Raw genomic sequence first — 26,996 nt, forward strand, 5'->3', positions numbered from 1 at the left:
CCGCCCCTCCCTAGCGCTCCAGGAACAGGAACAACTCCTCCCAGCGCCGCACGACTTCATCCGTCGTGTAGCGCTGGATGTTCACCCTGGCCAGCTCCCCCATCCGGTCCCGCAGCTCCTTGTCGGACATCAACGTGTCCAGCCTGCGCGCCAGTTCACCGGTGTTCCCGAGCCGCGCGAGCAGCCCGTCCACACCGTCCCGCACGATCTCGTGCACGCCCGGCGCGCAGTCGAATGCGGCGCACGGAACAGCCGTGGCCATCGCCTCCATCAGCGCGAGCGGGAAGCCCTCGCCGCGCGACGACTGCACGAACACCGAACCGCCCCGCAGCGCGCCCGGCACATCGCTCGTCCGCCCCATCCACTCCACGGAGCCGTCGAGGCCCAGGGACGTGCACTGCTTCTTGAGGATCTCCTCGTCCTCGCCCGAGCCGTAGATCCGCAGCTTCCAGTCCGGGTGCAGCGGCGCGACCTCCGCCCAGGTGTCGAGGAGCATGTCGATGCCCTTCTGGTCGTGCAGCCTGCCGATGCTGGTGACGACCTTCTCCGTGCGCTGCGATGGCACATCGGGCATGAAGGGCAGCGGGTTCGGCATGAAGGACGCGTTGTCCAGGCCCTGCCTGATCCACAGGTCGGCGTCCTCGCGGGTGAGCGCGAGCATCCGGTCGACGTCCTTGTAGTGCTTGCGCACACGGTTGCCGCGCGAGGACGCCCGCGAGTAGGCGTACGACTCATGGCTCATGCCGATGACCGACATGCCGCTGGTGTCGGCGAGTTCGACCCACTCCATCGCCCACACCTGCGTGACGATGACGACGGCTCCCGGCCCGGCCTGCGCGAAGAGCGCGGTCATCTTGGCGGCCTGCTCGTGCATGCCCTCCTGGCGCCGGGCGCGCAGCCGGTGCTCGGCCACGTTGAGCCGCCCCTTGATGCCGCGCACCGGTCCGACGCGCGGCGGATGCTCGTCGTACAGCGTCGTGGTGGGGTACGGCAGGTCCGTGCCGACGTCCTGCGGCACTCCGGGGTCCGTGATGCCGATGACGTGCACGCGGTGGCCGCGCTCGACGAAGAGGCGGGCCATCTGATGGGACCAACTGGTGATCCCGCCCAGTTCGTTGACGCTGTTGGAGACGAAGAAGATGTCCCGGTTCACTTGCCGCTCCAGTGCGAGAAGAACTGATCGACGACGCTCTTTGCGGCATCGCCCCGGTCGTACTCCCCGAACTCGGCCACGAACGCCGTCCGCGCCGCCGCGTACCCAAGGGCCTGCTCGTCGAGCGCCTTCAGCGCCCCGAACAGCTCGTCCTCGGTGTCGACCACCGGTCCGGGGGCCCGTTCCCGCAGGTCGAAGTAGGTTCCGCGGCCCTCGTGCACGTACTCCTCGTAGTCGTACGTGAAGAACAGCATCGGCCGGACGAGGAGCGCGTAGTCGAACATCACGGACGAGTAGTCGGTGATCATCGCGTCGGCGAGCTGATAGAGCGGTGTGACGTCGTGGTGCGCAGAGACGTCGATGACGCGGCCCCGCACGGACGGCGGAAGCACCACGTGGTTGAGGTAGTGCGAGCGCACGAGCAGGACGTACCGGTCGCCGAACTCCTCGGCGAACCGCTCCACGTCGAAGGGCAGTTCAAAGCGCCCGTGCCGACCGCCGTGGCGCCGGAAGGTCGGCGCGTAGAGCAGCACCTGCTTGTCCTCGGGGATGCCCAATTCCGCTGCCAGCGGCCCGCGTTCGCGCACACCGCTGGCGTCCTCCAGCCTCTTCGACCGCACCAGCGCGTCGTTGCGCGGATAGCCGACCCGCAGCAGCACCTTCTCCTTCAGGCGCAGGGCCTTGGCGAGGGTCCGCACGTCGTGCTCGGAGCGGACCAGGAAGCGGTCGAAGCGGTCGAGCACCCGCTGCTGCTCGTCCTGCTGCGGCTTGCTGCGCAGCTTCCATGCGGGCTCGTCGAAGCCCATGCGCTTGAGCGCGGAGCCGTGCCAGGTCTGGATGTACGTCGTCCCGGGACGCTTGGTGAGCTTGAGCGGGTAGCTCTGGTTGTCGACCCAGAACTCGGCCTGCGCCAGGGCACGCAGGTACGGCAGCGACCAGCGCCGCACCAGCGTCGCGTCCTCGGGGAAGCCCTTAGGGCTGCCGCTGTAGGACCACACGGCGTCGAAGTCGAGCCCCTGGCGCCGCATCTCCTCGTAGATCGCCCGGGGGCTGTCGCTGTACTGCTTGCCGAGGTGGCTCTCGAAGACGACCGTGCCCTTCTTCACCGGCAGGCGGCTGAACACCTCGTCGTACACGCGCAGTTTGCTCTGCCCGGACGTGAGGTCCGCCCGCAGCTTCTTCGCCCTGCGGAAGCCGGACTTGGCGAGCCGTCCCGGTACGCCCTGGGTGCCACGCGCCACCAGGTCCTGGATCCGGCCGCCCGCCGCGTCCCGCGTGACGAGGCGGAACGCGAGGTGCCCGCGCTGCGAGACCTCCGGCTCCAGATGGTCGGCGACCAGGCGGGTCAGCCTCGGGCGCACCGGAAGCATCCCCTCGGCGAGCCCCGGGTCGCCCGCGGTGAGCCGCGTCCTGGTGCGCACGCCGTCGGCGGTGAGGTGCAGGCGCACGTCCCACACCGCGTCGACGACGCCGAGCGGGCGAAGGCGCCGGGCGAGGTCGGCTGAGGCCTCCCAGGTGATGACGTCGCCCTCGTACCGCACGGCGGAGACCGGGAAGCGGAAGGACTGCAGGCTGCGGCGGCGCGCGCTGAACTCCAGCTCGGCGGTGAGCACGGCGTCCGGTGCGACGGTGCCGAGCGGGTTGGTGATGCGGCCCGCCATGCGCACCGTCCCCGCCGACTCCTCGTACCGCGTCAGGACGTTGCGCAGGAACATCTGGTCGAAGCGCTTGCTGTGGTAGCCGAGCGCGGTGACGTCGAGGACCTGGCGGCCGAACGGGTCGTCGAGGTGCTCGGCGCACCAGTACACGTGGCCGTCCCGCTCGGCCAGCGGCGAGGAGATCTTGTCGCGGTTGGTGAGGGTGTCGACGGCGGGCAGCAGGTTCTCCCAGTCGCCCTGCTCCAGGAGGTAGGCGCAGATGGCCTGGATGGGCTGCACCTCGGCGTACGCGGCGCGGTCGAGCCCGGCGAGATAGCCGCGGGCGAGGCCGGCGAACTCCCGCCGGAAGGAGGCGTCGCGGAACGGCAGGTCGCGCAGGTGGAGCACCAGGTCGTGCTTGAGGAACTTGATGTCCTTGGCGAGCCGCAGCTCGTCGAGGCCGCGCTCCGCGAGCAGCGCGTCGATCCGGCGGTGGATCTCCAGGCGGTGCTGGAAGTTGGTCATCTCGTGGCGCCGGTTGGTCACGGACTTCGCGGCGTCGGCGGCGCGCTCGTGGACGTGCCAGAAGTAGACCTGGTTCGGTATGAGGGTGATGCGCTCGGCGGCGAGGTAGGCCTCGGCGATGAACATCAGGTCCTCGTAGAACATCCCCTTGGGGAAGCGGAGGGCGTTCTCGACGAGGAAGTCACGGCGGTAGAGCTTGTTCGTGGAGAGGGTGTCCCAGACGAACAGGTCGGGCAGCTCGGTGACGGACTCCAGGGTGCGCGTCGTGGCGTAGAGCCAGGGGTACCACTGGTCGCGCTTCTTGTTGCGGGTGTCCATGGACAGCCGTACGCAGAGCCCGGAGACGATGTCGGAGCCGTCGCGCTCGGCGGCTTCGAGGAGGTTGCGGCAGGCGTTGCGCTCCAGGACGTCGTCGCTGTCGAGGAACATCACGTGGCGGCCGACGGTGTGGCCGATTCCCGCGTTGCGGGGCTCACCGCCCGCGCCGCTGTTCTCCGGGAGCTGGTAGGCCCGCACCCGCTCGGGGTGCTCGGCGGCCAGCTCCTGCGCCGCCGCGTACGAGCCGTCCGTGCTGCAGTCGTCGACTATGACGACCTCGACGCCGCGCAGCGTCTGGTCGAGCACCGACTGGACGGCGGTCGGCAGCCGCTCGGCGTCGTTGTAGACGATCACCACTACGGACACATCGGGTCGCGCCTCCGGCGTCCCCCGCTCACCTATCGCTCCCATGCGTCCCTCCAGTCAGATGCCAGCTCATCCTACTAATTATCGCTAATGCCCGATTGGCGCTCTTCAGGGGGGTGTGAACGGCCTAGTCCTGATACGCGAAAGGGGGCGCCCCGGGCCATCAGGCCCGGGGCGCCCCCCTCGACGTACGACGGATTACGAGTGAGTCCGCAGCAGCGTCCTCATCGTCCGCATGGCGACCGACAGGTTCGCCAGGTCGAACGCGTCCGAGCTCTGGATCTCGTCCAGCGTCGTCCGCGACCGGCTCAGGATCGCCGCGTTCTTCTCCTCCCAGGCCTTGAAGCGCTGCTCGGGAGTGTCCTCGCCGTTCCCGGCGGCAAGGACGTCGGCCGTCAGGGCGGCGTGCGCCGCGTACAGGTCCTCGCGGATCGACGCACGCGCCATCGACTGCCAGCGGTCGGCCCGCGGCAGCTCGATGATGCGGTCCATGAGCTGGGTGATCCGCAGCCGGTCCGCGAGGTCGTAGTAGACCTCGGCGACGGCCATCGGCTGCTTGTCCATGCGGTCGGCGATCGCCACGATGTCGAGCGCGGGGAACGCCGACGAGAACCCGGCGACGCGCTGGGCGAGTTCGTCGGGGACGCCCGCGCCCGTCAGCTCGTCGCGAATGCTCTGGTACCACTCCTGGTCGGAGCCGCGCAGCAGCTTCGGCAGCTCGGTCCAGACCTCGGCGACTCCCTCGCTGAAGAAGTCGATGGTCTCGGCGAGCTGGAGCGGCTGCGGCCGGTTGTTGAGCAGCCAGCGCGTGCCGCGCTCGACCAGACGGCGCGAGTGCAGGCGGACGCGCGTCTGGACGTCGGCCGCCACCACGTTGTCGAGCGCCTCGACGGCGTCCCAGACCTTGCTCAGACCGAAGATCTCGCGGGCCGCGAGCTGCGCCCGCACGATCTCCTCGAGCGAGGCGCCCGTCTCCTCGCGGAGGCGGTGCAGGAAGGTCGAACCACCGGTGTTCACCGTGTCGTTGACCAGGACCGTGGTGATGATCTCGCGGCGCAGCGCGTGCTCGTCGATCTGCTCGGGGAACTTCTCCCGCAGCGCCTGGGGGAAGTACGCGTGCAGCAGACGGCGCAGGTAGTCGTCGTCCGGGAGCGTGGTCTGGATCAGCTCGTCGGCCGCCGTGATCTTCGTGTACGCGAGGAGCACGGCGAGCTCGGGCTGGCTGAGCCCGCGGCCGGAGTTCAGGAGCTCACGGATCTGCCGGTCGTTCGGCAGGAACTCCAGGGCCCGGTCCAGGTGACCGTCACGGCCCAGGCGGCGCATGAAGCGCTGGTGGGCGTGGAGGAGGGACGGGGACTGGGCGACCGCGTTCGACAGGGCGGTGTTCTGCGCGTAGTTGTTGCGCAGGACAAGCGTCCCGACCTCGTCCGTCATCGCGGCGAGGAACTTGTTGCGCTGCTTGACGGTCATGTCGCCGTTCGCGACGACCGCGTTGAGCAGGATCTTGATGTTCACCTCGTGGTCGGAGGTGTCCACGCCCGCGCTGTTGTCGATGGCGTCGGTGTTGATGTGCCCGCCCGCGCGCGCGAACTCGATGCGGCCCAGCTGGGTCAGACCGAGGTTGCCGCCCTCGCCGACGACCTTGACGCGCAGGTCGGCGCCGTCGACGCGGATCGCGTCGTTCGCCTTGTCGCCGACATCGCTGTTCGACTCGGCCGACGACTTCACGTACGTACCGATGCCGCCGTTCCACAGCAGGTCGACGGGCGCCTGCAGGATCGCCTTCATCAGGTCGGCCGGGGTCATCTTCGCGACGCCCGTCTCGATGCCGAGTGCCTCGCGGATGTGGGCGTTCAGCTGGATCGCCTTGGCGCTGCGCGGGAAGATCCCGCCGCCCGCGGAGAGCAGCTCCTTGTCGTAGTCCGCCCAGGAGCTGCGCGGCAGCTCGAAGAGGCGGCGGCGCTCGGCGTACGAGGTGGCGGCGTCGGGCCTCGGGTCGATGACGATGTGCCGGTGGTCGAAGGCGGCCACCAGTCGGATGTGCTCGCTCAGGAGCATGCCGTTGCCGAACACGTCACCGGACATGTCGCCCACGCCGACGACCGTGAAGTCCTCGGTCTGGGTGTCGGTGCCCAGCTCCCGGAAGTGCCGCTTGACGGACTCCCAGGCGCCACGGGCGGTGATGCCCATGCCCTTGTGGTCGTAGCCTGCGGAGCCGCCGGAGGCGAAGGCGTCACCGAGCCAGAAGTTGTAGGACTGGGCGACCTCGTTCGCGATGTCCGAGAAGGTCGCGGTGCCCTTGTCGGCGGCGACCACGAGGTACGTGTCGTCCTCGTCGTGGCGCACGACCTCGGCCGGCGGCACGACCTCGCCCGCGACCAGGTTGTCGGTGATGTCCAGCAGCGCCGAGATGAACGTCTTGTAGCAGGCCACGCCCTCGGCGAGCCACGCGTCGCGGTCCACGGACGGGTCGGGCAGCTGCTTGGCGACGAAGCCGCCCTTGGCGCCGACGGGCACGATGACGGTGTTCTTCACCATCTGCGCCTTGACCAGACCGAGGATCTCGGTACGGAAGTCCTCACGCCGGTCGGACCAGCGAAGACCACCGCGCGCGACCTTGCCGAAGCGCAGGTGGACGCCCTCGACGCGCGGCGAGTACACCCAGATCTCGTACGCCGGACGCGGCGCCGGCAGGTCGGGGATGGCCTGCGGGTCGAACTTCATGGAGACGTAGGTGTGCGGCTTGCCGCCCTCCGCCTCCTGGAAGAAGTTCGTGCGCAGCGTCGCCTTGATGACGGTGAGGAAGGACCGCAGGATGCGGTCCTCGTCGAGGGACGCGACCTCGTCGAGCGCGCCGTCCAGCTCCTCCATGAGCCCGTCGGTCAGCTCGGTCCCGGCGCGCTGGCGGTCCGGGGACATCCGCGCCTCGAAGAGCGAGACGAGCAGCCGGGTGGTGTGGACGTTGTTGAGGAGGGTGTCCTCCATGTAGTCCTGGCTGAACGTGGAGCCCGCCTGGCGCAGGTACTTGGCGTAGGCGCGGAGCACCATCGCCTGACGCCAGTTGAGCCCGGCCCGCAGGACGAGCGAGTTGAACCCGTCGACCTCGGCCTCGCCAGTCCAGGCGGCCGAGAAGGCCTCCTGGAAGCGCTCGCGGCCGTCGTCGCCGAGGTAGTCGCCGTTGCCGTTCTGGGACTTGGGCAGGCGCAGGCCGAAGTCGTAGATCCAGGCGTTCGTGCGGTCCGTGCAGCGCAGCTCGTAGGGCCGCTCGTCGGTGACCTCGACGCCCAGGCGCTGGAGGACCGGCAGGACGGCGGAGAGCGAGACCTGGCCGCCCGAGCGGTAGATCTTGAAGCGGCGCTCGCCGGGGGCCGCGCCCACCGGCTCGTACAGGCTGAGCGCGAAGTCCTCGCGCCCGTGCTTGAGCTGCTCCAGGTGCTGGAGGTCGGCCACGGCGGCGCGCGGCGTGTGGTCGGCCTTGTAGCCCTCGGGGAAGGCGCCCGAGTAGCGGCGAAGCAGCTCGGCGGCGCGCTCCTCGCCGCACTCGGCGGTCAGCGCCTCTCCGAAGCCGTCGGCCCAGGAGCGTGCGGCCTCGACGAGCCGCGCCTCGATGCGGTCGGTGTCGGCGTCGGTGAGCTGCGGAAGCCCGCCGCCCGGCGCGACACGGACCACGAAGTGCAGCCGGGAGAGGATCGACTCGGTGTTCCAGGCGGTGAAGTCGACGCTGTCGCCGCCGAGCTCCTCCTTGAGGATGTCGATGATCCGCAGGCGCACGCCGGTGGTGTAGCGGTCACGCGGCAGGTAGACCAGGGCCGAGTAGTAGCGGCCGTACTCGTCCTTGCGCAGGTACAGCCGCAGGCGCCGCCGCTCCTGGAGGTAGAGCACGGACGTGACGATGGCGCGCAGCTCGTCGGGCGGGGTCTGGAAGAGCTCGTCGCGGGGGTACGTCTCCAGGATCTGGAGCAGGTCGCGGCCGTCGTGGCTGTTGGGCGAGAAGCCCGCGCCCTTGAGGACCTCCTGGACCTTGCGGCGGATGACCGGCACACGGCGCACGGACTCGGTGTACGCGGCGGACGAGAAGAGCCCGAGGAAGCGCCGCTCGCCGATGACGTTGCCCTCGGCGTCGAACCGCTTCACGCCGACGTAGTCGAGGTAGCTGGGCCGGTGCACGGTGGCGCGGCTGTTGGCCTTGGTGAGCACCAGGAGCTTGTGCTCGCGGGCCTTCGCGCGCGCGTCCGCGGGCAGCCTGCTGAAGGAGGGACTGACCGGGTGGTCCTCCTCCCCGTCGTGCTGCGGGTCGGCGCGCAGGATGCCGAGGCCGGTGCCGGGCACCGCGGAGAGCGAGTCGTCGTCCGTCAGGACGTACTCACGGAAGCCGAGGAAGGTGAAGTGGTTGTCGGCGAGCCAGCGAAGGAGCTCGCGGGCCTCGTCGACCTCCTGGTCGCGCAGGTCGTCGGCGGTCGGCTCGGAGGGCAGCTCATCGGCGATGCGCAGCGCGGCATCGCGCATCTTCTCCCAGTCCTCGACGGTCTCGCGTACGTCGGACAGGACCCGGAGCAGATCGGCGCTGATCTGCTTGAGGTCCGCGCGATCGGTCTCGCGGTCCATCTCGACGTGGATCCAGGACTCGGTGACCGCGTCGTGCGGGCGCTCCGTGCCGGGGTCGGTGAGGACCTCCAGGAGCTTGCCGGTCAGATCCCGTCGTACGACGACCTGGGGGTGGATGACGACATGGATGCCGCGCCCCTGCCGCGAGAGCTCATTGGTGACCGAGTCGACCAGGAAGGGCATGTCGTCGGTGACCACCTCGACGACGGAGTGGCTGCACGTCCAGCCGTTCTCCTCGACGGTCGGGGTGTGCACTCTGACGTTGGCCGTGCCCTGCGGGCGGTTCTCGGCAAGCCGGTAATGGGAGAAGGCTGCGCCGAAGACGTCGACCGGGTCACGGTCGGCAAGGTCCTCCGGGGCGGTGTGCAGGTAGTAGCGCTGGAGGAACGCGAGGGCCGTGTCCTGGTCGGGCGTGGCCTCGTCGCCCTTCGACCCGGTGGGTGCCCCATTCGGTAGGCGCCCCCCAACCGGGCTGTTCTCAGCTACCCGGGCCGCCCTTGTGAGCAGCTCGGCTTTGGCTTCGTCCAGCTTGGTCTGCATTGTCCTCTGACTCCTGTCGCGCGCCGTTGCGTGACGTAGGGAAGTGATCCGACGTAACGCCGCGACGCGGGGTCTCCGGTCGAAGTCGACGTTATGCCGCGGTGAGAGATGAGCGGGCGGTTATCCGCCATTTTCAGCGGTTTCGCTGACCGATGGCCGGGATGATCTGGCTGGCCGCACCGCGAAGAAGCGTCAGCGACGCCCCGGGCACGGATGTCCTCCGTGTTCCCCGGGCGCAGGGCGGGGGCGTACACGCCCCCGCGGGATATCGCGCTGATCACGGGACAAGGCTATCGCCCTCCACCCGGGAGTCGTCATGAGCCGTATGTGTACAAAAGCAGGGGTGGAACTTTGACACTCTGCACAGAGACTTTCGCGCCATCTGTCGGCGATGGACCCTCCCCGCAAACCGGTGGGCCCTCTTGGCAAACCGGACGGGCCGATGCACGTTGAGCGGGACGGACGGACAGCGCGCGACGGACGGACCCGGTCCGCCCACGATTTGGGGAGCGAGCACCGATGGCAGCCAAGATCCTGATAGTGACCGGCGACGCGGCGGAGTCCCTGGAGGTCCTGTACCCCTACCAGCGGCTGCGCGAGGAGGGGTACGACGTCCACATCGCCGCCCCCGCCCGCAAGAAGCTGCAGTTCGTGGTGCACGACTTCGAGCCCGGCTTCGACACGTACACGGAGAAGCCCGGCTACACCTGGCCCGCGGACCTCGCCTTCTCCGAAGTCGATCCCGGCCAGTACGCCGCTCTGGTGATTCCGGGCGGCCGGGCCCCCGAGTATCTGCGCAACGACCCGGAGCTCCGCAAGATCCTCAAGTCCTTCTTCGACTCGGACAAGCCGGTGGCCCAGATCTGCCACGGCCCGCTCCTGACGGCGGCGATCGGCGGCCTGAGCGGCCGCAGGGTCACGGCGTATCCGGCCCTGGAGCTGGACATGCAGACGGCGGGCGCGACATTCCGTGACGCGGAGGTGGTGGTCGACGGCACGCTGGTCTCGGCCCGCGCCTGGCCGGACCACTCGGGCTGGATGAGGGAGTTCCTGACGGTGCTGCGGGCGAAGGCGCCCGTGACGTAGAGCAGGGTCGGTACGTATACCGATCAAGCCGGGGTCCCGGAAATGCGTATGGGGCTCCCGGCCGGTACCGATGCAGTGCACACGCACGAGCCGCCAAGCTGTCCCTTGCGCCGCTTTCCCCGCCACCCAGAGGGAGACGCCCTTCACTTCGCCTAGGCAGCGAGCCGCTCGGCCACCTCCACGGCCTCGGCAAGGCTGTCGACCACGGGAACCTGCACCCCCACGGCCTCCAGACTGGCCCTGCTGTGCGACCCCCCGGTGTAGAGCACGGCCCGCGCGCCCACATGCGCCGCCGCGACCGCGTCATCGACGGCGTCCCCGATGACCACGACCCGCTCGGCGGCGGCGACTCCCTCAAGAGCCGCCAGGTGCCGCACCATCCGCTCGGCCTTGCCCGCGTGCGAGGCGTCCATGCGCCCGTCGATGCGCACGAAGTGCTCCTCGATCCCGTGCCGCCGCACGATGGGCACGAGGTGTTCGTGCGGCGCGAGCGACAGCAACGACTGCGTACGCCCGGCCGCCCGCCGCTCGGCGAGCAGCTCAGCGGCACCGTCGGCGAGCCCGCACGCCTCGGCCCGAGCCCAGTAGTGCTTGTGGAAAACGGCGTCCATGACTTCCCACTCGGCGTCCGTGGGCAACCGGCCCATGAGCCGCTCGTAGAAGAGCGGGACAGGCACGCAGTACAGGTCGCGATAGCGCTCGAGCGTGATCGGGTCGAGCCCGATCTCCGCGAACGAAGCGTTCGTCGACTCGATCACCGCATGAATGTCATGCAGGAGTGTCCCGTTCCAGTCCCACACGATGTGCGCCCCGCGCTGCAGCTTCCCCATACGGAAACGCTACCCGCCCCCACCGACAACCCACTCCCCCGGCACCCACAGCCCCGCGACGGACGCTCCCCGCCGGTCTACCCGCTGACCCGAGCAAGCAGGCACCCGCAGCCGGGAGCGCACGCGAGGGGACGTGCCGGTATGTCCGCCCGGAGCACGGTTCCCTGCGCTCCAGCAGCGCAGCAGCCCCACGGCCACCGGACGATAGCGAGGACGGACATACCGGCACGGCCCCGCACCCACAGCCAGACCGACCCCGCAGCCCAGCCCGCAGTCGCAGTCGCAGCCCGCAGCCCGCAGCCGCAACCCTCAACCGCACCCCGCCCAAGCCCCGCAGGAAAGGGCCCCTCAGCCGATCAACCCGGGAATCTCCTGCGTGGCGAACCACAGCAGCTCATGATCCTCGACCCCGTCCACGGTGAACCGCGCGTCATCGTCCCCCTGATCCGCAGCCCCCAGCACCCCCACCGCCGCAGCGACATCCCCCTCCGCGTCCTCCGCGTCCACATGCACGGCGGCGACCTTCTTCAGCCCCAGCACCCCGGCGACCCGAACCTCACCGAGCGCCGCATCCGAAGCGGGCTCCGGCTCAAGCCCGCCGTCCGGCACATCCACGGCCACCACGACCCGCCGCCGAGCCGCCCCCGCATCACCGGCGATCAACCGCAGAGAAGCAAGCGCGGCCCGGTTCAGGGCGGCGTACTCCAGCTCCTCGATGTCATCGGAGACGTACCACTCGCGCAGAGCCGGCGTCACGGCAAACGCGGTCAGCGGCGCCGGCCCCAGCTCGCCCGCCTTGTACGCCTCGGCGAGACGGCTCAGGGTCAGGGGAACGTAGACGCGCATGACGGCCCGCTTTCACAGTCGGAAGCTCAGCTTCTGAAGTCACTGAAGGCACCTGAAGGCTGACGACACCTGCCAGCACCTGACAAGCACCTGACAGCACCCGAAGGCACAGAACAGGCCCCCAGAATACGTGCGGGCGTCCCCCTTCGAGCTGCGCCCCACACCCACCCCCCACGTCACCCTCCACGCCCACCCTTCACCCGGCCCACCCCAGCGCCCCCAAGGAACAACGCACCCCCGATCACCCTGATAGGTGACTCCTCCACCCCTCGCCCTCACACCCGGCAGCCCCTTGCGACCCCCGCCTCCGCCCCCGTACAAGATCTCCAACGAAAGTTACTCCCCGGTATCGGAGGCAACACGGCATGCAGAAGGTAATGACGAGGCCCCGCCCCCGCCCGGCGACGACCACCCGCCCGCCGGGCCGCACAGACCCCCGCAGGCCCTCGGCGGCACCACGTACCCCCACGCGCCCCCTCAGGACCCCGCCCCAGCCCCCACCGCACCCCACGGAGCTCTTCACCGAACGCCTGCTCCTGGTGCTCAGCGGCCAGAAGCCGGTCCACTGGGCGGCCCGCCACATCGCCCACACCGCGTTCGACGACCTGACCCGCCTCGCCGAACTCGCACCCTTCACCGTGAACAACCGACGCCCCACGGTCCACCGGATCGGCCACTACGAACCCCGCCCCGGGGTCTACGAGGTCTTCGCGAGGATCGGCACGGGTTCCGCCCTCAGGGCCCTGGCGTTCCGCCTGCACCTGGGCGACGACCAGAGGTGGCGCTGCACGGCGGTCGAAGTAGGAGCTCCACCCCCATGACAACGCGAGAGGGCCGGGACACCTCACGGCGCCCGGCCCTCCACAGCACTGCTTAAAGCGTCACGCCACTACTTCTTGCGGCGCCGCCCACCCTTCTGGGCCTTACGCCGCTCAGCCCGAGTCATCCCGTCCGACTCGGACCGCACACCCGCGTCCTCGGTCTCGAAGTCCCCCTCGTCGACCCCGCCCTCGGCGTTCGGCGCCTGGAAGTGGAGACGGTCGGGCCGCTGCGGGGCGTCGAGCCCCTTGGCGCGGATCTCGGGACGGCCGCCGGCCGGAACCGCGTCCTTCTTGTCCAGCGACGTGCTGCCCTCGGCCGCGTCCGACACCGGAACCTCCTCGACCTGCTGCTCGACCTGGACCTCCAGGTTGAACAGGTAGCCGACGGACTCTTCCTTGATGCCGTCCATCATGGCGTTGAACATGTCGAAGCCCTCGCGCTGGTACTCGACCAGCGGGTCCTTCTGCGCCATGGCACGGAGGCCGATGCCCTCCTGGAGATAGTCCATCTCGTAGAGGTGCTCACGCCACTTGCGGTCGAGCACCGAGAGAACCACGCGCCGCTCGAGCTCACGCATGATCTCGGAGCCGAGCTGCTCCTCACGCGTCTCGTACTGCTGGTGGATGTCGTCCTTGATGGACTCGGAGATGAACTCGGCGGTCAGACCCGCGCGGTCACCCGCGTCCTCCTCCAGCTCGTCGATGGTGACCTTCACCGGGTAGAGCTGCTTGAAGGCGCCCCACAGCCGGTCCAGGTCCCACTCCTCGGCGAAGCCCTCGGCGGTCTCCGCCGAGATGTACGCGTCGATCGTGTCGTCCATGAAGTGCGTGACCTGCTCCTGGAGGTTCTCGCCCTCCAGGACGCGGCGACGCTCGCCGTAGATGACCTCGCGCTGGCGGTTGAGGACCTCGTCGTACTTCAGGACGTTCTTGCGCGTCTCGAAGTTCTGCTGCTCGACCTGGGACTGGGCGGACGCGATCGCGCGCGTCACCATCTTGTTCTCGATCGGCACGTCGTCCGGGACGTTCGCCATGGCCATCACGCGCTCGACCATCTGCGCCTTGAAGAGCCGCATCAGGTCGTCGCCGAGCGAGAGGTAGAAGCGGGACTCGCCGGGGTCGCCCTGACGGCCGGAACGACCGCGCAGCTGGTTGTCGATGCGGCGCGACTCGTGGCGCTCGGTGCCGAGGACGTAGAGCCCACCCAGGCTCTTGACCTCCTCGAACTCCGCCTTCACGGACCGCTCGGCCTTCTCCAGAGCGGCGGGCAGCGCGGCGGCCCACTCCTCGACGTGCTCGACGGGGTCGAGACCGCGCTGGCGCAGCTCCGCCTCGGCGAGGTCGTCGGGGTTGCCGCCGAGCTTGATGTCCGTGCCTCGTCCGGCCATGTTCGTGGCGACGGTGACGGCGCCCTTGCGACCGGCCTGGGCGATGATCGGCGCCTCACGGTCGTGCTGCTTGGCGTTGAGCACCTCGTGCTGGACGCCCCGCTTGGAGAGCTGCTGGGAGAGGTACTCCGACTTCTCCACGGAGGTCGTGCCGACCAGGATCGGCTGGCCCTGCTCGTGCTTCTCGGCGATGTCGTCGACGACGGCGGCGAACTTCGCGACCTCGGTGCGGTAGATCAGGTCCGACTGGTCGGCGCGGACCATGGGCCGGTTCGTCGGGATCGGCACGACGCCCAGCTTGTAGATCTGGTGGAACTCGGCGGCCTCGGTCATGGCCGTACCGGTCATGCCGCAGAGGCCGGGGGTTTCCTTGCCGTCGTGGTCGTGGCGCTTGTAGAGGCGGAAGAAGTTCTGCAGGGTGATCGTGGCCAAGGTCTGGTTCTCGTCCTTGATGTCCACCCCTTCCTTCGCCTCGATCGCCTGGTGCATGCCCTCGTTGTAGCGGCGGCCGGCGAGGATACGGCCGGTGTGCTCGTCGACGATCATGACTTCGCCGTCGATGACGACGTAGTCCTTGTCCTTCTTGAAGAGTTCCTTGGCCTTGATGGCGTTGTTCAGATAACCCACGAGCGGGGTGTTCACCGACTCGTACAGGTTGTCGATGCCCAGCCAGTCCTCGACCTTGGCGACGCCGGACTCGTGGATGGCGACGGTGCGCTTCTTCTCGTCGACCTCGTAGTCGCCGGTCTCCTCGATGCCCTTGAGGGTGTTGCCGGCCTCGCCCTTGGTGAGGCGGGTGACCAACTTGGCGAAGTCGCCGTACCACTTGGTGGCCTGGTCGGCGGGGCCGGAGATGATCAGCGGCGTACGGGCCTCGTCCACCAGGATCGAGTCGACCTCGTCGACGATCGCGAAGTTGTGGCCGCGCTGGACCAGTTCGTCCTTCGCCCACGCCATGTTGTCGCGCAGGTAGTCGAAGCCGAACTCGTTGTTCGTGCCGTACGTGATGTCGCTGGCGTACTGCTCGCGGCGCTGGGCCGGCGTCATGTTGGCGATGATGCAGCCGACGGACAGACCCAGGAACTTGTGGACGCGGCCCATCATCTCGGAGTCGCGCTCGGCGAGATAGTCGTTGACCGTGATCAGGTGCACGCCCTTGCCCGACAGGGCGTTGAGGTACGCGGGGAGGGTACCGACGAGCGTCTTGCCCTCACCGGTCTTCATCTCGGCCACATATCCGAGGTGCAGCGCGGCGCCGCCCATCATCTGGACGTCGTAGTGCCGCTGGCCGAGGACGCGCTTGGCGGCCTCACGCACCGTGGCAAAGGCTTCGGGGAGGAGGTCGTCAAGGGTCTCGCCGTCGGCGTAACGCTCCTTGTACTCCTCGGTCAGCGCGCGCAGCTCGGCGTCGGAGAGGCTGACAAAGTCCTCTTCGATGGAGTTGACCTGGTCCGCGATGCGGTGCAGCTTGCGCAGGATCTTGCCTTCGCCTGCACGCATGATCTTCGAGAGGACGGACACGGGGGTTGGTCTCCTTGCCGGTCGGGCCTGGCATGGTCGGTTTACTCATAGGGCAACGGCCATCGTAAGCGAGGAGCGGGCCGCGCCGGGAGGTCTGCCGATACGTCAACGGACGGGGGGCCTGGAAGGTGCCGGGTTGTGCCGATCAGCGCTCGGCGAAATGCGGGTGAAAGGTCAGCCAAAAGCACTGGCCTCGGGTCCCTCGCCCCCGCAGAATCACCGGATGGAGCCCGTCACCCTCACCACCGAACGCCTGAGCCTGCGCACCTTCACGCCCGCCGACACCGACGAGACGTACGCGGCCTGCCAGGACCCCGACATCCAGCGCTGGACCACGATCCCCTCGCCGTACGCGCGCTCGGACGCGGAGGGTTTCATCACGCGCATGGTGCCGGACGGCTGGCGCTACGACACGGAGTACACCTTTGCCGTACGTCCCCGGGGCGGCGGCCCGCTGATCGCAGCCGCCAGCCTGCACCACCCGCGCTCGGGCGCCTGGGAGGTCGGCTTCTGGACGGCGAAGGAGCACCGGGGCAGCGGCTACATGACGGAGATCGTCCTCGCCCTGGCCAGGTGGGCCTTCACCGACCTGGGCTGCACCCGCCTGGAGTGGCGCGCCGAGGTCGGCAACGCGGGATCGCGCGCGGTGGTGGAGAAGACGGGCTTCACCGTCGAGGGCACCCTCCGCGGCGCCCTCCTGAACAAGTCCACGCTCCGTGACTGCTGGGTGGGCGCCCTGCTCCCCAGCGACCTCGGCCTGTCGTCGAGCCAGCCGTACCTGCCGGCCAGGGACGCCCGGGACTGACGCCCTGGACCAAGGCCCGGAATTGAGGCCCGAGACCGAGGCCCGCCCCGGCCACCGACGCGTTCCGGCAGGCCGCAGGCGTTGTCAGTGCCGCCGCCTATCGTTTCCGGCATGACGAGCCTGCCGAGCCCCGCCACCGCCCTCTCCGCCGACGAGGCCCGCCGCATCGCGCTCCGCGCCCAGGGCTTCATGGGCGCCCCGGACCGCAGGTCCGGTGTGCGGGGCGTGCTGCGACATCTCGGCGCGGTCCAGCTGGACACGATCTCGGTCCTGGCCCGCTCCCACGAGCTCATTCCGTACGCCCGTCTCGGCGCGGTCGGCCGCGACAGGATCGAGGCGGCGTACTGGGACGGGGCGTCGGCGGGCGCGGGCCCGGCCCGGCCGCACGCCTTCGAGTACTGGTCGCACGCCGCGTGCATCCTGCCCATCGAGGAGTGGCCGCACTTCGCCTTCCGCCGCCGCGCGTATCGCACCCGCCCGCACTGGCACCACGACCTGCCGGACGGGGCGTACGACACGGTCATCAAGCAGCTCACCGCCGAAGGCCCGCTCACGGCGACGGAGTTGGGCGGCGCGAAGAACAAGGGCGAGTGGTGGGACTGGTCGGACGCGAAGGTCGCCGTCGAGCGCGCGCTGATGTACGGCGAGGTGGTCTGCACCGAGCGCCGCAGCTGGAAGCGGGTGTACGACCTCGCGGAGCGCGCCATCCCGGACACGCTGCTCCATGACGACCTGGACGACGCGGAGTGCCTGCGCCGCCTGGTCCGTCTCGCGGGACAGTCGCTGGGCGTCGGCACGCGCGCGGACATCGCGGACTATCACCGCCTCAAGGGCGAGCAGTTCGACGCGGTGGTCGCGGACTCGGGCCTGGTGCCGGTGACGGTGGAGGGCTGGGACAAGCCCGCCTGGGCCGACCCGGCGGCCCTGGAGACGGCCCCGCGCGGCCGCCACCGCACGACGCTCCTCTCGCCCTTCGACTCCCTGATCTGGGAGCGGGCCCGCACGGAGCGGATCTTCGGCTTCACCCACCGCCTTGAGGCGTACGTCCCCAAGCCGAAGCGGATCCACGGGTACTTCGCGATGCCGGTCCTTGCCGGGGGCCACCTGGTCGGCCGCGTGGACCCCGCCCGCGAGGGCAGCACGCTGGTCGCCAAGCAGGTGTCGCTGGACAGCCCCAAGTCCGTGCCCGCGGTCGCTCAGGCGCTGCGTGAGGCGGCGTCCTGGGTGAACTGCGACTCCGTACGGGTGGAGCGGGTGAACCGCCCCGAGCTGACCGCCGAGCTGGTCCGCGCTCTCACCTGACCGTCGTCACTGACCGCCGCCCTCACCTGATCTCGAGGATCTTCTCCCGCATCGCGTAGACGACCGCTTCCATCCTGGAGTGCAGCTGCAGCTTCTCCAGGATGTTGCGCACGTGGTTCTTCACGGTGTTCTCGGAGATGAACAATTCCTTCGCGATGTCGCGGTTGTTCATCCCCGTGGCCACCAGCTTCAGGACTTCCAGCTCGCGCTCGGTCAGGCGCGGCGCGGGCACCAGCCTGCGCTCGTCGGTGCGCTGGATCATCGACTTGAACTCGGTGAGCAGTTTCGACGCCATGGACGGGCTGATCTGCGACTGCCCGTCGGCGACCGCGCGGATCGCCGTGGCCACCTCGTCCGTGGAGATCTCCTTGAGGAGATAGCCCGTGGCGCCCGCCTTGATCGCGTCGTAGAGGTCGGCCTCCTCGTCGCTGATCGTCAGCATGATGATCTTGGCGCTCGGCGCGACTTCCTTGATGGAGGTGCACGCCTCGATACCGCCGCGCTTGGGCATGCGCACGTCCATCAGGATGATGTCCGGCAGCAGGTCAGCGGCCTTGTCCACCGCCTCGGCGCCGTCGCCCGCCTCACCGACGACCTGGATGTCCTCCTCGGCGGCGAGGACGATCTCCAGGCCCCGGCGGAAGAGCGCGTGGTCGTCCACCACAAGGACCCTGATGGGCTCCTTGCGCGGTGCGCCCGCGTCCGTGCCGATGCCGATGCCCTGGTCGGCATCCTGGTGCCGCATCGGTCCGAAGCTGTCCGCCATCGTTCCTCCCCCTGAAGGCCATGGCCCGTTGTGCGTTGGCTGCCGCCAACCCGAGGCAACAGCACGCCGGTTGGCCGGCTCCGCCCATGATTTCATGCCCGGACGGCCGCGCGGTGCGCGCAGGGGTCGCATGATGATGCCCCTGGGGGCGCAAACGCGCTCCAGGGGCACCAACTCAGCCCTCGGCCGACCGTGGTCAGCCGCCGAGCGCACCGCCCCCGCCGGCGGACTCGGCCCGCGCGACCATGGGGTCGGTGTTCAGACGGATGACTCCGTAGTCGTAGGCGTGCCGGCGGTAGACGACACTGGGTTCCTTCGACTCCGAGTCGACGAACAAGTAGAAGTCGTGCCCGACGAGTTCCATCTCGTAGAGCGCCTGGTCGAGCGACATCGGCGCCGCCACGTGGGTCTTCTCGCGGACCACGAGCGGGCCTTCGCCCTGGATCTCCAGCGAGCCGATCCTCTTGACGGGCACGCCGTCCGGCTCTTCCTCACGTGCGACGGTGCCGTCTCCGTTGAGAGTCGCCGCGTCCGGCACCCGCTCGGCAACCTCGGCGGCGGAGAGCCTGCCGTTGCCGCGCCGGTTGTGGCGCTTCTCGTGCTGCTTGCGCAGTCGTGCGTCCAGCTTTGCCGTGGCCAGGTCCAGCGCACCGTACGGATCGGTTGCCGAGGCCTCCGCGCGGATCACGGGTCCACGCCCGCGGAGTGTGATCTCCACGCGGTCGGAACGGTCGGCCTGACGCGGGTTGGCCTCCTTGGACACCTCGACGTCCAGGCTGATCACCTTGCCGTCGAGCTTCTGGATCTTCTCCAGATTCAGCTTCTCGGCCACGTGCTTGCGGAACCGCTCTGTTACTTCGGTCTTGCGGCCCTTGACGACGATGTCCACGCAGAACTCCGTTCCCGGATCGCCCCGCTTCGGCGGCGGAGCATCTCCCTTTTGCACCAGGCCCCGGTGACTCCCGGAGCCTCGGACTCGGTGACTTCCACCTCCTCCTCCCCCGCGAACAAGATCTCCACCCCGACCGGCCCGGGTGATTGCAGAAAACCCAGCGGCCGGCATTCCGATATGCGAGGGACGGCGTCCGCCATTCCTCACAACCGAACATATCTCGCCCGGACGGATGTCGTCACCCTCTACCGCCGCATACCTCCATTCAGGTGTATTGGCACTCTCACTACCTGCAACGATGCAACTTCCCAGTCAGTTCCGGTTTATTCCGAAAGAATCCGGCGAGGAGGCGACAACAGCTGCGATGATCGCGTTCTCGCACGGCATTTCACGGGCTGTTACCACCGCGGCCCGCCCTTTACTTTCCGTGTGTACGTCACGTATTGCGCGGGCCGCCTCCGCCAACGACGCGCCCGTGGTCATCAGGTCGTCCACGACCACGACCCGGCCACCGTCGGCGAGGAGCCGCCCGCCACCCGCCGTCACCTCCAGGGCGCCCCGCAGATTCGCCTGCCGCTGCCGGGAGTTGAGCCCCGCCTGGTCGGCCACGGCACGCCGCTGACGCAGCACGCAGAGCACCCGGGCCCGCGTCCCGCCCCGCCGCAGCTCACCCGCGGCGGCCAGCGCGATCCGCCGCATCGGATCGTGCCCACGCGACCGCACGGCCGCGCGAGCCGACGGCACGGGCACGAGCAGTACCGGAGCGTCACCATCCCCCGCTCCGGGGCCCCTCAGCCCCGCACGCACGGCCCCGGCGAGTCCCGCGCCCAGCGGCCCCGCGAGCCCCAGAGCGCCCCGCTCCTTGTGCGCGAGCAGCAGCGCCCGCACCGCGTCTGCGTAGGGCGCCGCCGCATGCACCACCGGCAGTCCGGCCGGCCGGGGATCGGGGCTCACCCGGCACGGCGCGACCCCGCACAGGGCGTCGCGGCACCGCGCGCAGAGCGCCGTACGAGGGCTGCCGCAGCCTCCGCACTCGGCCGGCAGCACCAGATCGGTGAGGTCCCGCCACCACCCCGGCATGCCCACCACTGTGCCAAGGCGCGCACGGCCCTGCCACCCCTGTGGACAACCGCCTGTGGACAACCGCCTGCTGATACAACTCCACGGCGCGGGAAAGCTGTTGCTCGGGAAGGGCTGTCCCGCCCTTCGGAAGGCGTCACCCCGGATAGACCGGCGCCGCCCCCTCCTTGACCACCGTCTGCCACTGCGCACCCGTCGGCAGCCGTACGATCCCGTCGTCCGAGTGCGCCACCAGCGGCTGCCGCTCGTCCTCGGACGCCGCGATCTCCTTCACGCCGGTGAGGCCGGGAAGCGTCGCGCCCGCGGGGACCGAGCCGTCGCACTGGACGTACCGCATCTGCTGCACACCGCCGGACTCGCGCCCGACCACCACGAGACGGCTGCCACCCGCCCACGACATGGCGGTGACCTCCTCCATCTGCGGTGCCGCCCGGCGCAGTCCGTCCACCGAGATGACCGGCTGCTCACCCTTGGCGCCCGTCCGCTCGACGCGGCCGATCTGCAGGGACGTCTTGCCGTCCTTCTTCACGAGGAGCGCGATCCGTACGCCGTCGGCCGACACCCGCACCGCCTCGATCCGTCCGTCGAGGTTCGCGATCTTGACCGGCAGCGGCTCTCCCGCGCCCTGCTCAAGCCAGAGCAGGCGCGGCCGCTTCGGGTCGCGGTCGGCCACCCAGAGGTCGCCGCGGCCGTCCCAACTGGGCGTGGAGAGACCGTCCTCCTCCGACTTGGCCTTGCTGCGCACCTCGGGTTTGCCGAGCGGGCCGTCGGAGACCAGCGACCCCATGTACAGCGAGCGCCCGTCGAGCGACACCCCGGCCGCCCGCTCCTCGTCCCGCGACACGGCGGCGGACCGCAGCGGCTGCTCGCCACTGCCCAGCTTCCCCCGCACCGGCACCGGATCGTCCTTGCGGGCGGCCGGCATCTGCACCAGGCGCCGCTTGGCGTCGATGAGGTACTGGTAGTCGGGGTGATCGGCGGTGCGGCGCGCGACGACGGACTCGGCGCGTTCCTTGCTCAGGACGCACAGCTGCGAGCCGTTGCGGCGCTGCAGCTCCACCTCCTGGACGCCGGACGACGTCAGGTCCTGGAGCGTGAAGAGCATCTGGGCGGCCATCTCGGTGCACCGCTCCTGGCCTATGGGATCGGCCTTCGCGTTCAGCGGCACCGTCAGCTTGCCCTGGTCGTCGGGCGCCAGCGTCCTGGTGCCCGCCTTGAGCCGCGTATCGGTCGGGAAGCGCGTGCCCACCACCTGCTTGAGCCAGGTGGTCGGCCCGTCGAGCAGCGCCTTGACGGACTCCGTCACGGGGTCTATTCGCTGACGTATGTAGACGGGGTCGGCGACGAGCCCTTCCTGGCCGCCACCGGCCGCACCGGTCGAACGCGTCGCGAAGTAGTACTTGTTGACGGACCAGTAGATCCGCTGGAAGTCGGACTGCCCGAGCACGACCCCCGGCGGCACCCGGTCGATCCGCCACTCCTTGCCGTTGGGTCCGTCCTGCTGGGAGAGGTGGACGACCTGGTTGTAGGCGGCGTTGTCGAGCTGGTACGCGTGCTCCTTGTCGACCGTGGCGACCGTGCGCCCGGTCAGCGGGAACGAACGGCCGGTGTCACCGCCGTCCTCGACACTGCCCGACCCCGCGCTCGGCCCGTTCTCGAGCACCGTGGTCTGCACATCCGGGTCCCAGCCCTTGGAGGCTTCCTTGGTCAGATACTTGCGCGCCATCGCGAAGTCCGGGTCGTCGCTGGTCAGCGCCTCAAGGAAGCCCTGGACTATCTCAAGAGGACCCGCGTCCTCACCCGGCGGCATCGCGTAGACACGGACCTGGGACTGCGAGTCCGGGCGCTGGGAGGCGTCGACCGCCTTCAGATTGCCGCTGTCGGGCATCGAGGCACAGCCCGCGAGCAGCACCCCGCAGGAGCCGAACAGCAGACCGGCCCGCAGTGCGCGCCGGTGCGCGCGGCGATCGTGGTCAGCGCCCACGAGAGGCCTCCCCTTCCCTGGCGGGATCAGCTTCCGTGTCGCTCACTCGGTCCGCTTCCTTCGCCGGCTCACCGGTGCTCCGGTCCGCCCCGGACGCGGGCCCCTCGGGCTCCCCGCCGCGCGGCATGTCGTCGTCCATCGGCCGCCGCGGCACGACGCGCGCACCGCTTCCCGGCAACGCCGTCGGGTCCGCCGTCGCGCCCGACTGCGCGAGCCGCGGCGCCACCGGCGCCCTCGGCGGGACGGGCGGCGGCACCCGCTCCGCCGCCGACGGCTGCACCGGCACCGTGGCGAGCTTGTTCCCGCCGCCGAGCGGAAGGCCCGCGTCGTTCAGGCCGCGGTGGCGCCGCGAGTCGTCGGGCTCCAGCGGTATCGGCGAGCCCCGCAGCGGCTCGTCCGCCGTGCGCGGCAGCGTCAGACGGAACTGCGAACCGCCGCCCGGCTCGCCCCACGCCTGCAGCCAGCCGCCGTGCAGCCGCGCGTCCTCGAGTGCGATGGAGAGCCCGAGGCCCGTACCACCGGTGGTACGCGCGCGTGCCGGGTCGGCCCGCCAGAAGCGGCTGAACACCCGGGTCGCCTCGCCGGGCTTGAGCCCCACTCCGTAGTCCCGCACCGCGACCGCCACCGCGCCGCCCGCCACCGCGAGCCGCACCACGACGTCCTGGCCCTCGCCGTGCTCCACGGCGTTGACCACGAGGTTGCGAAGGACCCGCTCCACACGGCGCGCGTCGGCCTCGGCGACCACGGGCTGCTGGTCCCCGATGATCCGGATGTGGGTCCCCTTGCGGTCCGCGAGCGGCTCGGCGCCGCCCACGACCCGTCGTACGACCTCACGCAGGTCTATCGGCTCGGCCTCCAGGGCCGCCGCGCCCGCGTCGAACCGGCTGATCTCGAGGAGGTCCGCGAGCAGCGTCTCGAACCGGTCCAGCTGATCGGCGAGCAGCTCGGCCGACCGCGCCGTCACCGGATCGAAGTCCACGCGCGCGTCATGGATGACATCGGCCGCCATCCGCACGGTCGTCAGCGGCGTACGCAGCTCGTGCGAGACGTCCGAGACGAAGCGCCGCTGCATTCGCGAGAGCTCCTCGAGCTGCTGGATCTTCAGCTGGAGGTTCTGCGCCATCTTGTTGAAGGCCTCGCCGAGCCGCGCGATGTCGTCCTCTCCGGTGACCTTCATACGTTCCTGAAGGCGCCCGGCGGACAGCCGCTCGGCGATGCCCGCGGCCATCCGCACCGGCGTGACGACCTGGCGCACCACCAGCCAGGCGATGGCACCGAGGAGCACCACGACGAACAGGCCCGCGGTGGCGAGCGTCGTCCTGACGACGCCGAGGGACTCCTCCTCCTGGGTCAGCGGGAAGAGGTAGTAGAGCTGGTAGGGGTTGCCGTTCAGGTCGTTCAGGCGCTTGCCGATGACCAGGCCCGGCTGTGCGTCGCGGCCGTCGTTGAAGACGATCCGCGTATTGCTCTGATACGCCCTGGTGCCCTTGTCGACGCTGCTGCGCAGCGCCTCGGGCACGCTCTGGATCGGGTCGACGCCCCCGGAGGCACGCGGCCCGCGCACGCTGGCGCCGTCGGACGTGGACGTCGGGCTCAGCGTCACCACGTTGAACGCGCTCTGGCCGCCACTGGAGAGCTGCTCCACCAGGTCGGACATCCACACGGCGGTGGGCGGTGTGGCTCCGCCGCCGGACGTGCCGCCGCTGTCCTGCCCGGAGCGCGGCCGGGCCGAGTTCGCCTCGTCCTGAGCGGCCCTGAATCCACCGTCGGCCTGGCTCTGCGAGGCCTTGACCTTGGCCTTGAGCAGGCCGTTGTTCACGGAGCTCATGACGGCGAAGCCGAGCATCAGCACGACCCCGAGCGACATGAGCAGCGTCGTGACGACGACCTTCAGCTGGATGTTGCGCCGCCACAGCCGCAGCGCGGGCAGCAGCGGACGCCGCACCCAGCGCACGAAGAGCCTCAGGACAGGGCTGCCCTGCACCCCGTCCTGCAGCAGCAGACCGCCGTCGAGGAGCCGCCCGAACGTGGAGCCACGCCGCGCCGGTCCCTTGGCCTTGGCCCCTCCAGTCCGCCCCGAACGGCCGCCCGGAGCCCCGGGCGGTACGGGGGAACTGTCCCGGGTCACGTCAGCTCGGTCCTGCCTTGTAACCGACACCACGGACGGTCACCACGATCTCCGGACGCTCGGGGTCCCTCTCGACCTTCGAGCGCAGCCGCTGGACGTGCACGTTCACCAGACGGGTGTCGGCCGCGTGGCGGTAGCCCCAGACCTGCTCGAGGAGCACCTCACGCGTGAACACCTGCCACGGCTTGCGGGCCAGCGCGACCAGGAGGTCGAACTCCAGCGGCGTCAGCGCGATCGACTGCCCCTCGCGCTTCACGGAGTGCCCCGCCACGTCGATGACCAGGTCACCGATGGTCAGCTGCTCCGGCGCGGGCTCCTCGGACCTCCGCAGCCGCGCCCTGATGCGGGCGACGAGCTCCTTCGGCTTGAAGGGCTTCACGATGTAGTCGTCGGCGCCGGACTCAAGGCCGACCACGACGTCCACGGTGTCGCTCTTCGCCGTGAGCATGACGATCGGCACCCCGGACTCCGCCCTGATCAGGCGGCACACCTCGATGCCGTCGCGGCCCGGCAACATCAAATCCAGCAGTACAAGATCCGGCTTTGCCTCCCTGAAAGCGGCCAGCGCCTTGTCGCCATCAGCTACGAACGACGGCTCAAAACCTTCTCCACGCAGCACAATCCCGAGCATCTCGGCCAGTGCGGTGTCGTCGTCGACGACAAGGACTCGTCCCTTCATGCCTGACATCATCCCATTCTCGTAACTGTGACCGGGGCGCTGGTGAGGTAGGTCACTGGCCTGTGACGATAGTCGTACGAGGTCACTACTGTCTGCCGTCGCCCGCCACCGTCGATATCGGCCACGAAGGTCGGGGCGGGCGCGGCGGCGGGCGTCAGTCCGATAGGACCGACGGCATTTCCGTCACCCCGAAGACGCCGGACAGCCCGACGACGCCAGACCGATGACTACCGCCATACAGGCGAGAGCAATCACGATCATGAGTCGGCCCCACAGCCGACCGCGTCGCGGTACTCGGTGCCGTCATCCCAGTCCCGCATCGCTCCGCACCGCTCCCCCTGCGCTCGCCGCACCGTACATCGCGCCCGGCCCGGCGGCTTCGCGCAGGAGCCGCCGGGGACGACTGCCCGGAGCGCCTAGAGCTGTGGAGCCGACCTCAGCTCCTCCAGGCCCGCCGCCGTCACGGGCGACACGACACCCTGCTCGGTGACGATCGCCGTCACCAGCTCCGGTGGCGTCACGTCGAACGCGGGGTTGTACGCCTGGGTCCCCAGAGGGGCCACCGCGATCCCGCCTCCCGACTCAAAGCCGGACATCGGCCCATAGGACGCCGTGACCTCCGTCACTTCATGACTCCCCCGCTGCTCCACCTCGATGGCCGCTCCGTCCGGGGTGTCCGGGTCCACGGTCGTGACCGGAGCCACCACGATGAACGGAACGTGGTGGTAGCGGGCGAGCACCGCGAGCGGATAGCTCCCCACCTTGTTGGCCACCGAACCGTCGGCCGCGATGCGGTCGGCGCCGATCAGTACGGCATCCACCTCCCCCGCCGCGAACAGCGACCCCGCCGCGTTGTCCGTGAGCAAGGTGTACGCCATTCCGGCCCGCGCCGCCTCGTACGCGGTCAGCCGCGAACCCTGCAGCAGGGGGCGCGTCTCGTCCACCCACAGCCTGCGCAGCCGCCCCTTCCGGTGCGCGGCGAGGGCCACCGCGAACGCCGTGCCCTCACCGCCGGAGACCAGCGCCCCCGTGTTGCAGTGCGTGAGGATCCGGTGCCAGCCGCCGGGCAGCATCTCGTCGAGCAGTGCCAGACCGTTCACCGCCATCCTGGCGCTCGCCTCGGCGTCCTCCCGGTGCAGCGCCCGCGCGGCATCGAGCGCCGCGGCGCCCGCGAGCTCCTGGCCGGCCCCGCCCGCGACGGCCGAGCGGTAGGCCGTCAGGGCCCTGCGGACGCCGTACCCGAGATTGACCGCGGTGGGCCTGGCCCCCGCGATCGCGCCCGCGGCCTCGTCCACGTCGAAGCCGCGTACGGCGGCCAGCGCGACGCCGTACGCCCCGGCGATGCCAAGGAGCGGCGCCCCGCGGACGGCCAGCGTGCGGATCGCCTGCACCAGGGCGGGCGCGTCCGTGCACACCAGCTCGGTCTCCTCGCCGGGCAGCCTGGTCTGGTCGAGGAGGACCAGTACGGGGCCCTCCGGTGGCTCGGCCCAGCGGATCACGGGGATCGCCGGGGTCTTCACGTCCACTGGGTGCGCTGAGCTCATCGGGGTCTCGGTCGGCCGTGCGTCCTCGCCGGATTGCGCGTACTGATCAGCCATCCGTCCAGTCTGCCCCGTACCTGACGGACAATTGAAGGTGTGCAGCCCATACGCTGCCCGGTCACCGCAAGGGTGTGCCGTGGCACGATGGCTGCCAACCGGCCGCCGCGACCGCGGACGGGCACC

17 protein-coding genes are annotated in these 26,996 nt (G+C 69.9%); 4 read left to right on the forward strand and 13 right to left on the reverse strand.

The window, feature by feature from the left end; genetic code table 11:
• Nucleotides 1-10: 10 nt before the first annotated feature.
• From AC07AG_RS19420 to AC07AG_RS19430, 3 genes are all read right to left on the reverse strand, one after another.
• Nucleotides 11-1,153 carry a glycosyltransferase gene (locus tag AC07AG_RS19420; RefSeq protein WP_478756260.1) on the reverse strand — a complete coding sequence of 381 codons (1,143 nt, stop codon included), beginning with the start codon at nucleotides 1,151-1,153 and terminating at the stop codon, nucleotides 11-13.
• The gene (locus AC07AG_RS19425; RefSeq protein WP_478756261.1) at nucleotides 1,150-4,044 is read right to left on the reverse strand and encodes a bifunctional glycosyltransferase/CDP-glycerol:glycerophosphate glycerophosphotransferase; all 2,895 of its coding nucleotides are present in this window, start codon (nucleotides 4,042-4,044) and stop codon (nucleotides 1,150-1,152) included. Before AC07AG_RS19425 ends, AC07AG_RS19420 begins: the two co-directional genes overlap by 4 nt.
• A 153-nt stretch (nucleotides 4,045-4,197) precedes the next feature.
• Nucleotides 4,198-9,144: an NAD-glutamate dehydrogenase gene (locus AC07AG_RS19430; protein WP_478756262.1), complete on the reverse strand. Its 4,947-nt coding sequence runs from the start codon at nucleotides 9,142-9,144 to the stop codon at nucleotides 4,198-4,200.
• A 519-nt stretch (nucleotides 9,145-9,663) separates the two neighbouring features.
• Here AC07AG_RS19430 and AC07AG_RS19435 point away from each other — a divergent pair.
• Nucleotides 9,664-10,230, forward strand: a complete 567-nt coding sequence (locus AC07AG_RS19435) for a DJ-1/PfpI family protein (RefSeq protein WP_249589579.1) — start codon at nucleotides 9,664-9,666, stop codon at nucleotides 10,228-10,230.
• 152 nt (nucleotides 10,231-10,382) lie between these two features.
• On the opposite strand, the gene AC07AG_RS19440 is transcribed toward AC07AG_RS19435, so the two are convergent.
• Nucleotides 10,383-11,060 carry an HAD family hydrolase gene (locus AC07AG_RS19440; RefSeq protein WP_478756263.1) on the reverse strand — a complete coding sequence of 226 codons (678 nt, stop codon included), beginning with the start codon at nucleotides 11,058-11,060 and terminating at the stop codon, nucleotides 10,383-10,385.
• A gap of 348 nt (nucleotides 11,061-11,408) precedes the next feature.
• Nucleotides 11,409-11,906 carry a DUF6912 family protein gene (locus AC07AG_RS19445; RefSeq protein WP_478756264.1) on the reverse strand — a complete coding sequence of 166 codons (498 nt, stop codon included), beginning with the start codon at nucleotides 11,904-11,906 and terminating at the stop codon, nucleotides 11,409-11,411.
• A 377-nt stretch (nucleotides 11,907-12,283) separates the two neighbouring features.
• On the opposite strand from AC07AG_RS19445, the gene AC07AG_RS19450 reads away from it, so the two are divergent.
• Nucleotides 12,284-12,727, forward strand: a complete 444-nt coding sequence (locus AC07AG_RS19450; RefSeq protein WP_478756265.1) for an Rv3235 family protein — start codon at nucleotides 12,284-12,286, stop codon at nucleotides 12,725-12,727.
• Between the two features lie 68 nt (nucleotides 12,728-12,795).
• On the opposite strand, the gene secA is transcribed toward AC07AG_RS19450, so the two are convergent.
• Entirely contained in the window at nucleotides 12,796-15,636 is a 2,841-nt protein-coding gene (secA, locus tag AC07AG_RS19455; protein ID WP_478756266.1) for a preprotein translocase subunit SecA, read from the reverse strand.
• 223 nt (nucleotides 15,637-15,859) lie between these two features.
• Between secA and AC07AG_RS19460 the strand changes: the two genes are divergently transcribed.
• Nucleotides 15,860-16,441 carry a GNAT family N-acetyltransferase gene (locus AC07AG_RS19460; protein ID WP_478756267.1) on the forward strand — a complete coding sequence of 194 codons (582 nt, stop codon included), beginning with the start codon at nucleotides 15,860-15,862 and terminating at the stop codon, nucleotides 16,439-16,441.
• A gap of 111 nt (nucleotides 16,442-16,552) precedes the next feature.
• Nucleotides 16,553-17,743, forward strand: coding sequence for a winged helix-turn-helix domain-containing protein (locus AC07AG_RS19465; RefSeq protein WP_478756268.1), 1,191 nt, complete (start codon nucleotides 16,553-16,555; stop codon nucleotides 17,741-17,743).
• 22 nt (nucleotides 17,744-17,765) lie between these two features.
• On the opposite strand, the gene AC07AG_RS19470 is transcribed toward AC07AG_RS19465, so the two are convergent.
• From AC07AG_RS19470 to mtnA, 7 genes are all read right to left on the reverse strand, one after another.
• The gene (locus tag AC07AG_RS19470; protein WP_361047432.1) at nucleotides 17,766-18,509 is read right to left on the reverse strand and encodes a response regulator transcription factor; all 744 of its coding nucleotides are present in this window, start codon (nucleotides 18,507-18,509) and stop codon (nucleotides 17,766-17,768) included.
• A 196-nt stretch (nucleotides 18,510-18,705) separates the two neighbouring features.
• Nucleotides 18,706-19,398 (reverse strand): ribosome hibernation-promoting factor, HPF/YfiA family, encoded by a 693-nt coding sequence (gene hpf / locus AC07AG_RS19475; protein ID WP_478756269.1) that lies wholly within the window; start codon nucleotides 19,396-19,398, stop codon nucleotides 18,706-18,708.
• A gap of 315 nt (nucleotides 19,399-19,713) precedes the next feature.
• A complete protein-coding gene (locus AC07AG_RS19480) occupies nucleotides 19,714-20,481 on the reverse strand; it encodes a ComF family protein (RefSeq protein WP_478756270.1) in 768 nt (255 codons plus the stop codon).
• 136 nt (nucleotides 20,482-20,617) lie between these two features.
• The gene (locus AC07AG_RS19485; protein WP_478756271.1) at nucleotides 20,618-22,465 is read right to left on the reverse strand and encodes an LpqB family beta-propeller domain-containing protein; all 1,848 of its coding nucleotides are present in this window, start codon (nucleotides 22,463-22,465) and stop codon (nucleotides 20,618-20,620) included.
• The gene (gene mtrB / locus AC07AG_RS19490; protein ID WP_478756272.1) at nucleotides 22,455-24,593 is read right to left on the reverse strand and encodes an MtrAB system histidine kinase MtrB; all 2,139 of its coding nucleotides are present in this window, start codon (nucleotides 24,591-24,593) and stop codon (nucleotides 22,455-22,457) included. The genes AC07AG_RS19485 and mtrB overlap by 11 nt, the downstream gene beginning before the upstream one ends.
• Nucleotide 24,594: 1 nt before the next feature.
• Nucleotides 24,595-25,284 carry a two-component system response regulator MtrA gene (mtrA, locus tag AC07AG_RS19495; RefSeq protein WP_202121190.1) on the reverse strand — a complete coding sequence of 230 codons (690 nt, stop codon included), beginning with the start codon at nucleotides 25,282-25,284 and terminating at the stop codon, nucleotides 24,595-24,597.
• Between the two features lie 404 nt (nucleotides 25,285-25,688).
• On the reverse strand, nucleotides 25,689-26,870 hold the full coding sequence (mtnA, locus tag AC07AG_RS19500; RefSeq protein WP_478756273.1) for an S-methyl-5-thioribose-1-phosphate isomerase: 1,182 nt from the start codon (nucleotides 26,868-26,870) through the stop codon (nucleotides 25,689-25,691).
• Nucleotides 26,871-26,996 lie beyond the last annotated feature (126 nt).

The sequence above is a fragment of the Streptomyces sp. NPDC044044 genome, from assembly GCF_056434405.1.

What these genes read in the sequence shown, in the direction of transcription:
- AC07AG_RS19425 (WP_478756261.1), bottom strand. Translation starts at nt 4,044, where the DNA reads ATGGGAGCGATAGGTGAGCGGGGGACGCCGGAGGCGCGACCCGATGTG.
- AC07AG_RS19430 (WP_478756262.1), bottom strand. Translation starts at nt 9,144, where the DNA reads ATGCAGACCAAGCTGGACGAAGCCAAAGCCGAGCTGCTCACAAGGGCG.
- AC07AG_RS19435 (WP_249589579.1), top strand. Translation starts at nt 9,664, where the DNA reads ATGGCAGCCAAGATCCTGATAGTGACCGGCGACGCGGCGGAGTCCCTG.
- AC07AG_RS19440 (WP_478756263.1), bottom strand. Translation starts at nt 11,060, where the DNA reads ATGGGGAAGCTGCAGCGCGGGGCGCACATCGTGTGGGACTGGAACGGG.
- AC07AG_RS19445 (WP_478756264.1), bottom strand. Translation starts at nt 11,906, where the DNA reads ATGCGCGTCTACGTTCCCCTGACCCTGAGCCGTCTCGCCGAGGCGTAC.
- AC07AG_RS19450 (WP_478756265.1), top strand. Translation starts at nt 12,284, where the DNA reads ATGACGAGGCCCCGCCCCCGCCCGGCGACGACCACCCGCCCGCCGGGC.
- AC07AG_RS19460 (WP_478756267.1), top strand. Translation starts at nt 15,860, where the DNA reads ATGGAGCCCGTCACCCTCACCACCGAACGCCTGAGCCTGCGCACCTTC.
- AC07AG_RS19465 (WP_478756268.1), top strand. Translation starts at nt 16,553, where the DNA reads ATGACGAGCCTGCCGAGCCCCGCCACCGCCCTCTCCGCCGACGAGGCC.
- AC07AG_RS19470 (WP_361047432.1), bottom strand. Translation starts at nt 18,509, where the DNA reads ATGGCGGACAGCTTCGGACCGATGCGGCACCAGGATGCCGACCAGGGC.
- AC07AG_RS19480 (WP_478756270.1), bottom strand. Translation starts at nt 20,481, where the DNA reads ATGCCGGGGTGGTGGCGGGACCTCACCGATCTGGTGCTGCCGGCCGAG.
- mtrA (WP_202121190.1), bottom strand. Translation starts at nt 25,284, where the DNA reads ATGATGTCAGGCATGAAGGGACGAGTCCTTGTCGTCGACGACGACACC.
- mtnA (WP_478756273.1), bottom strand. Translation starts at nt 26,870, where the DNA reads ATGGCTGATCAGTACGCGCAATCCGGCGAGGACGCACGGCCGACCGAG.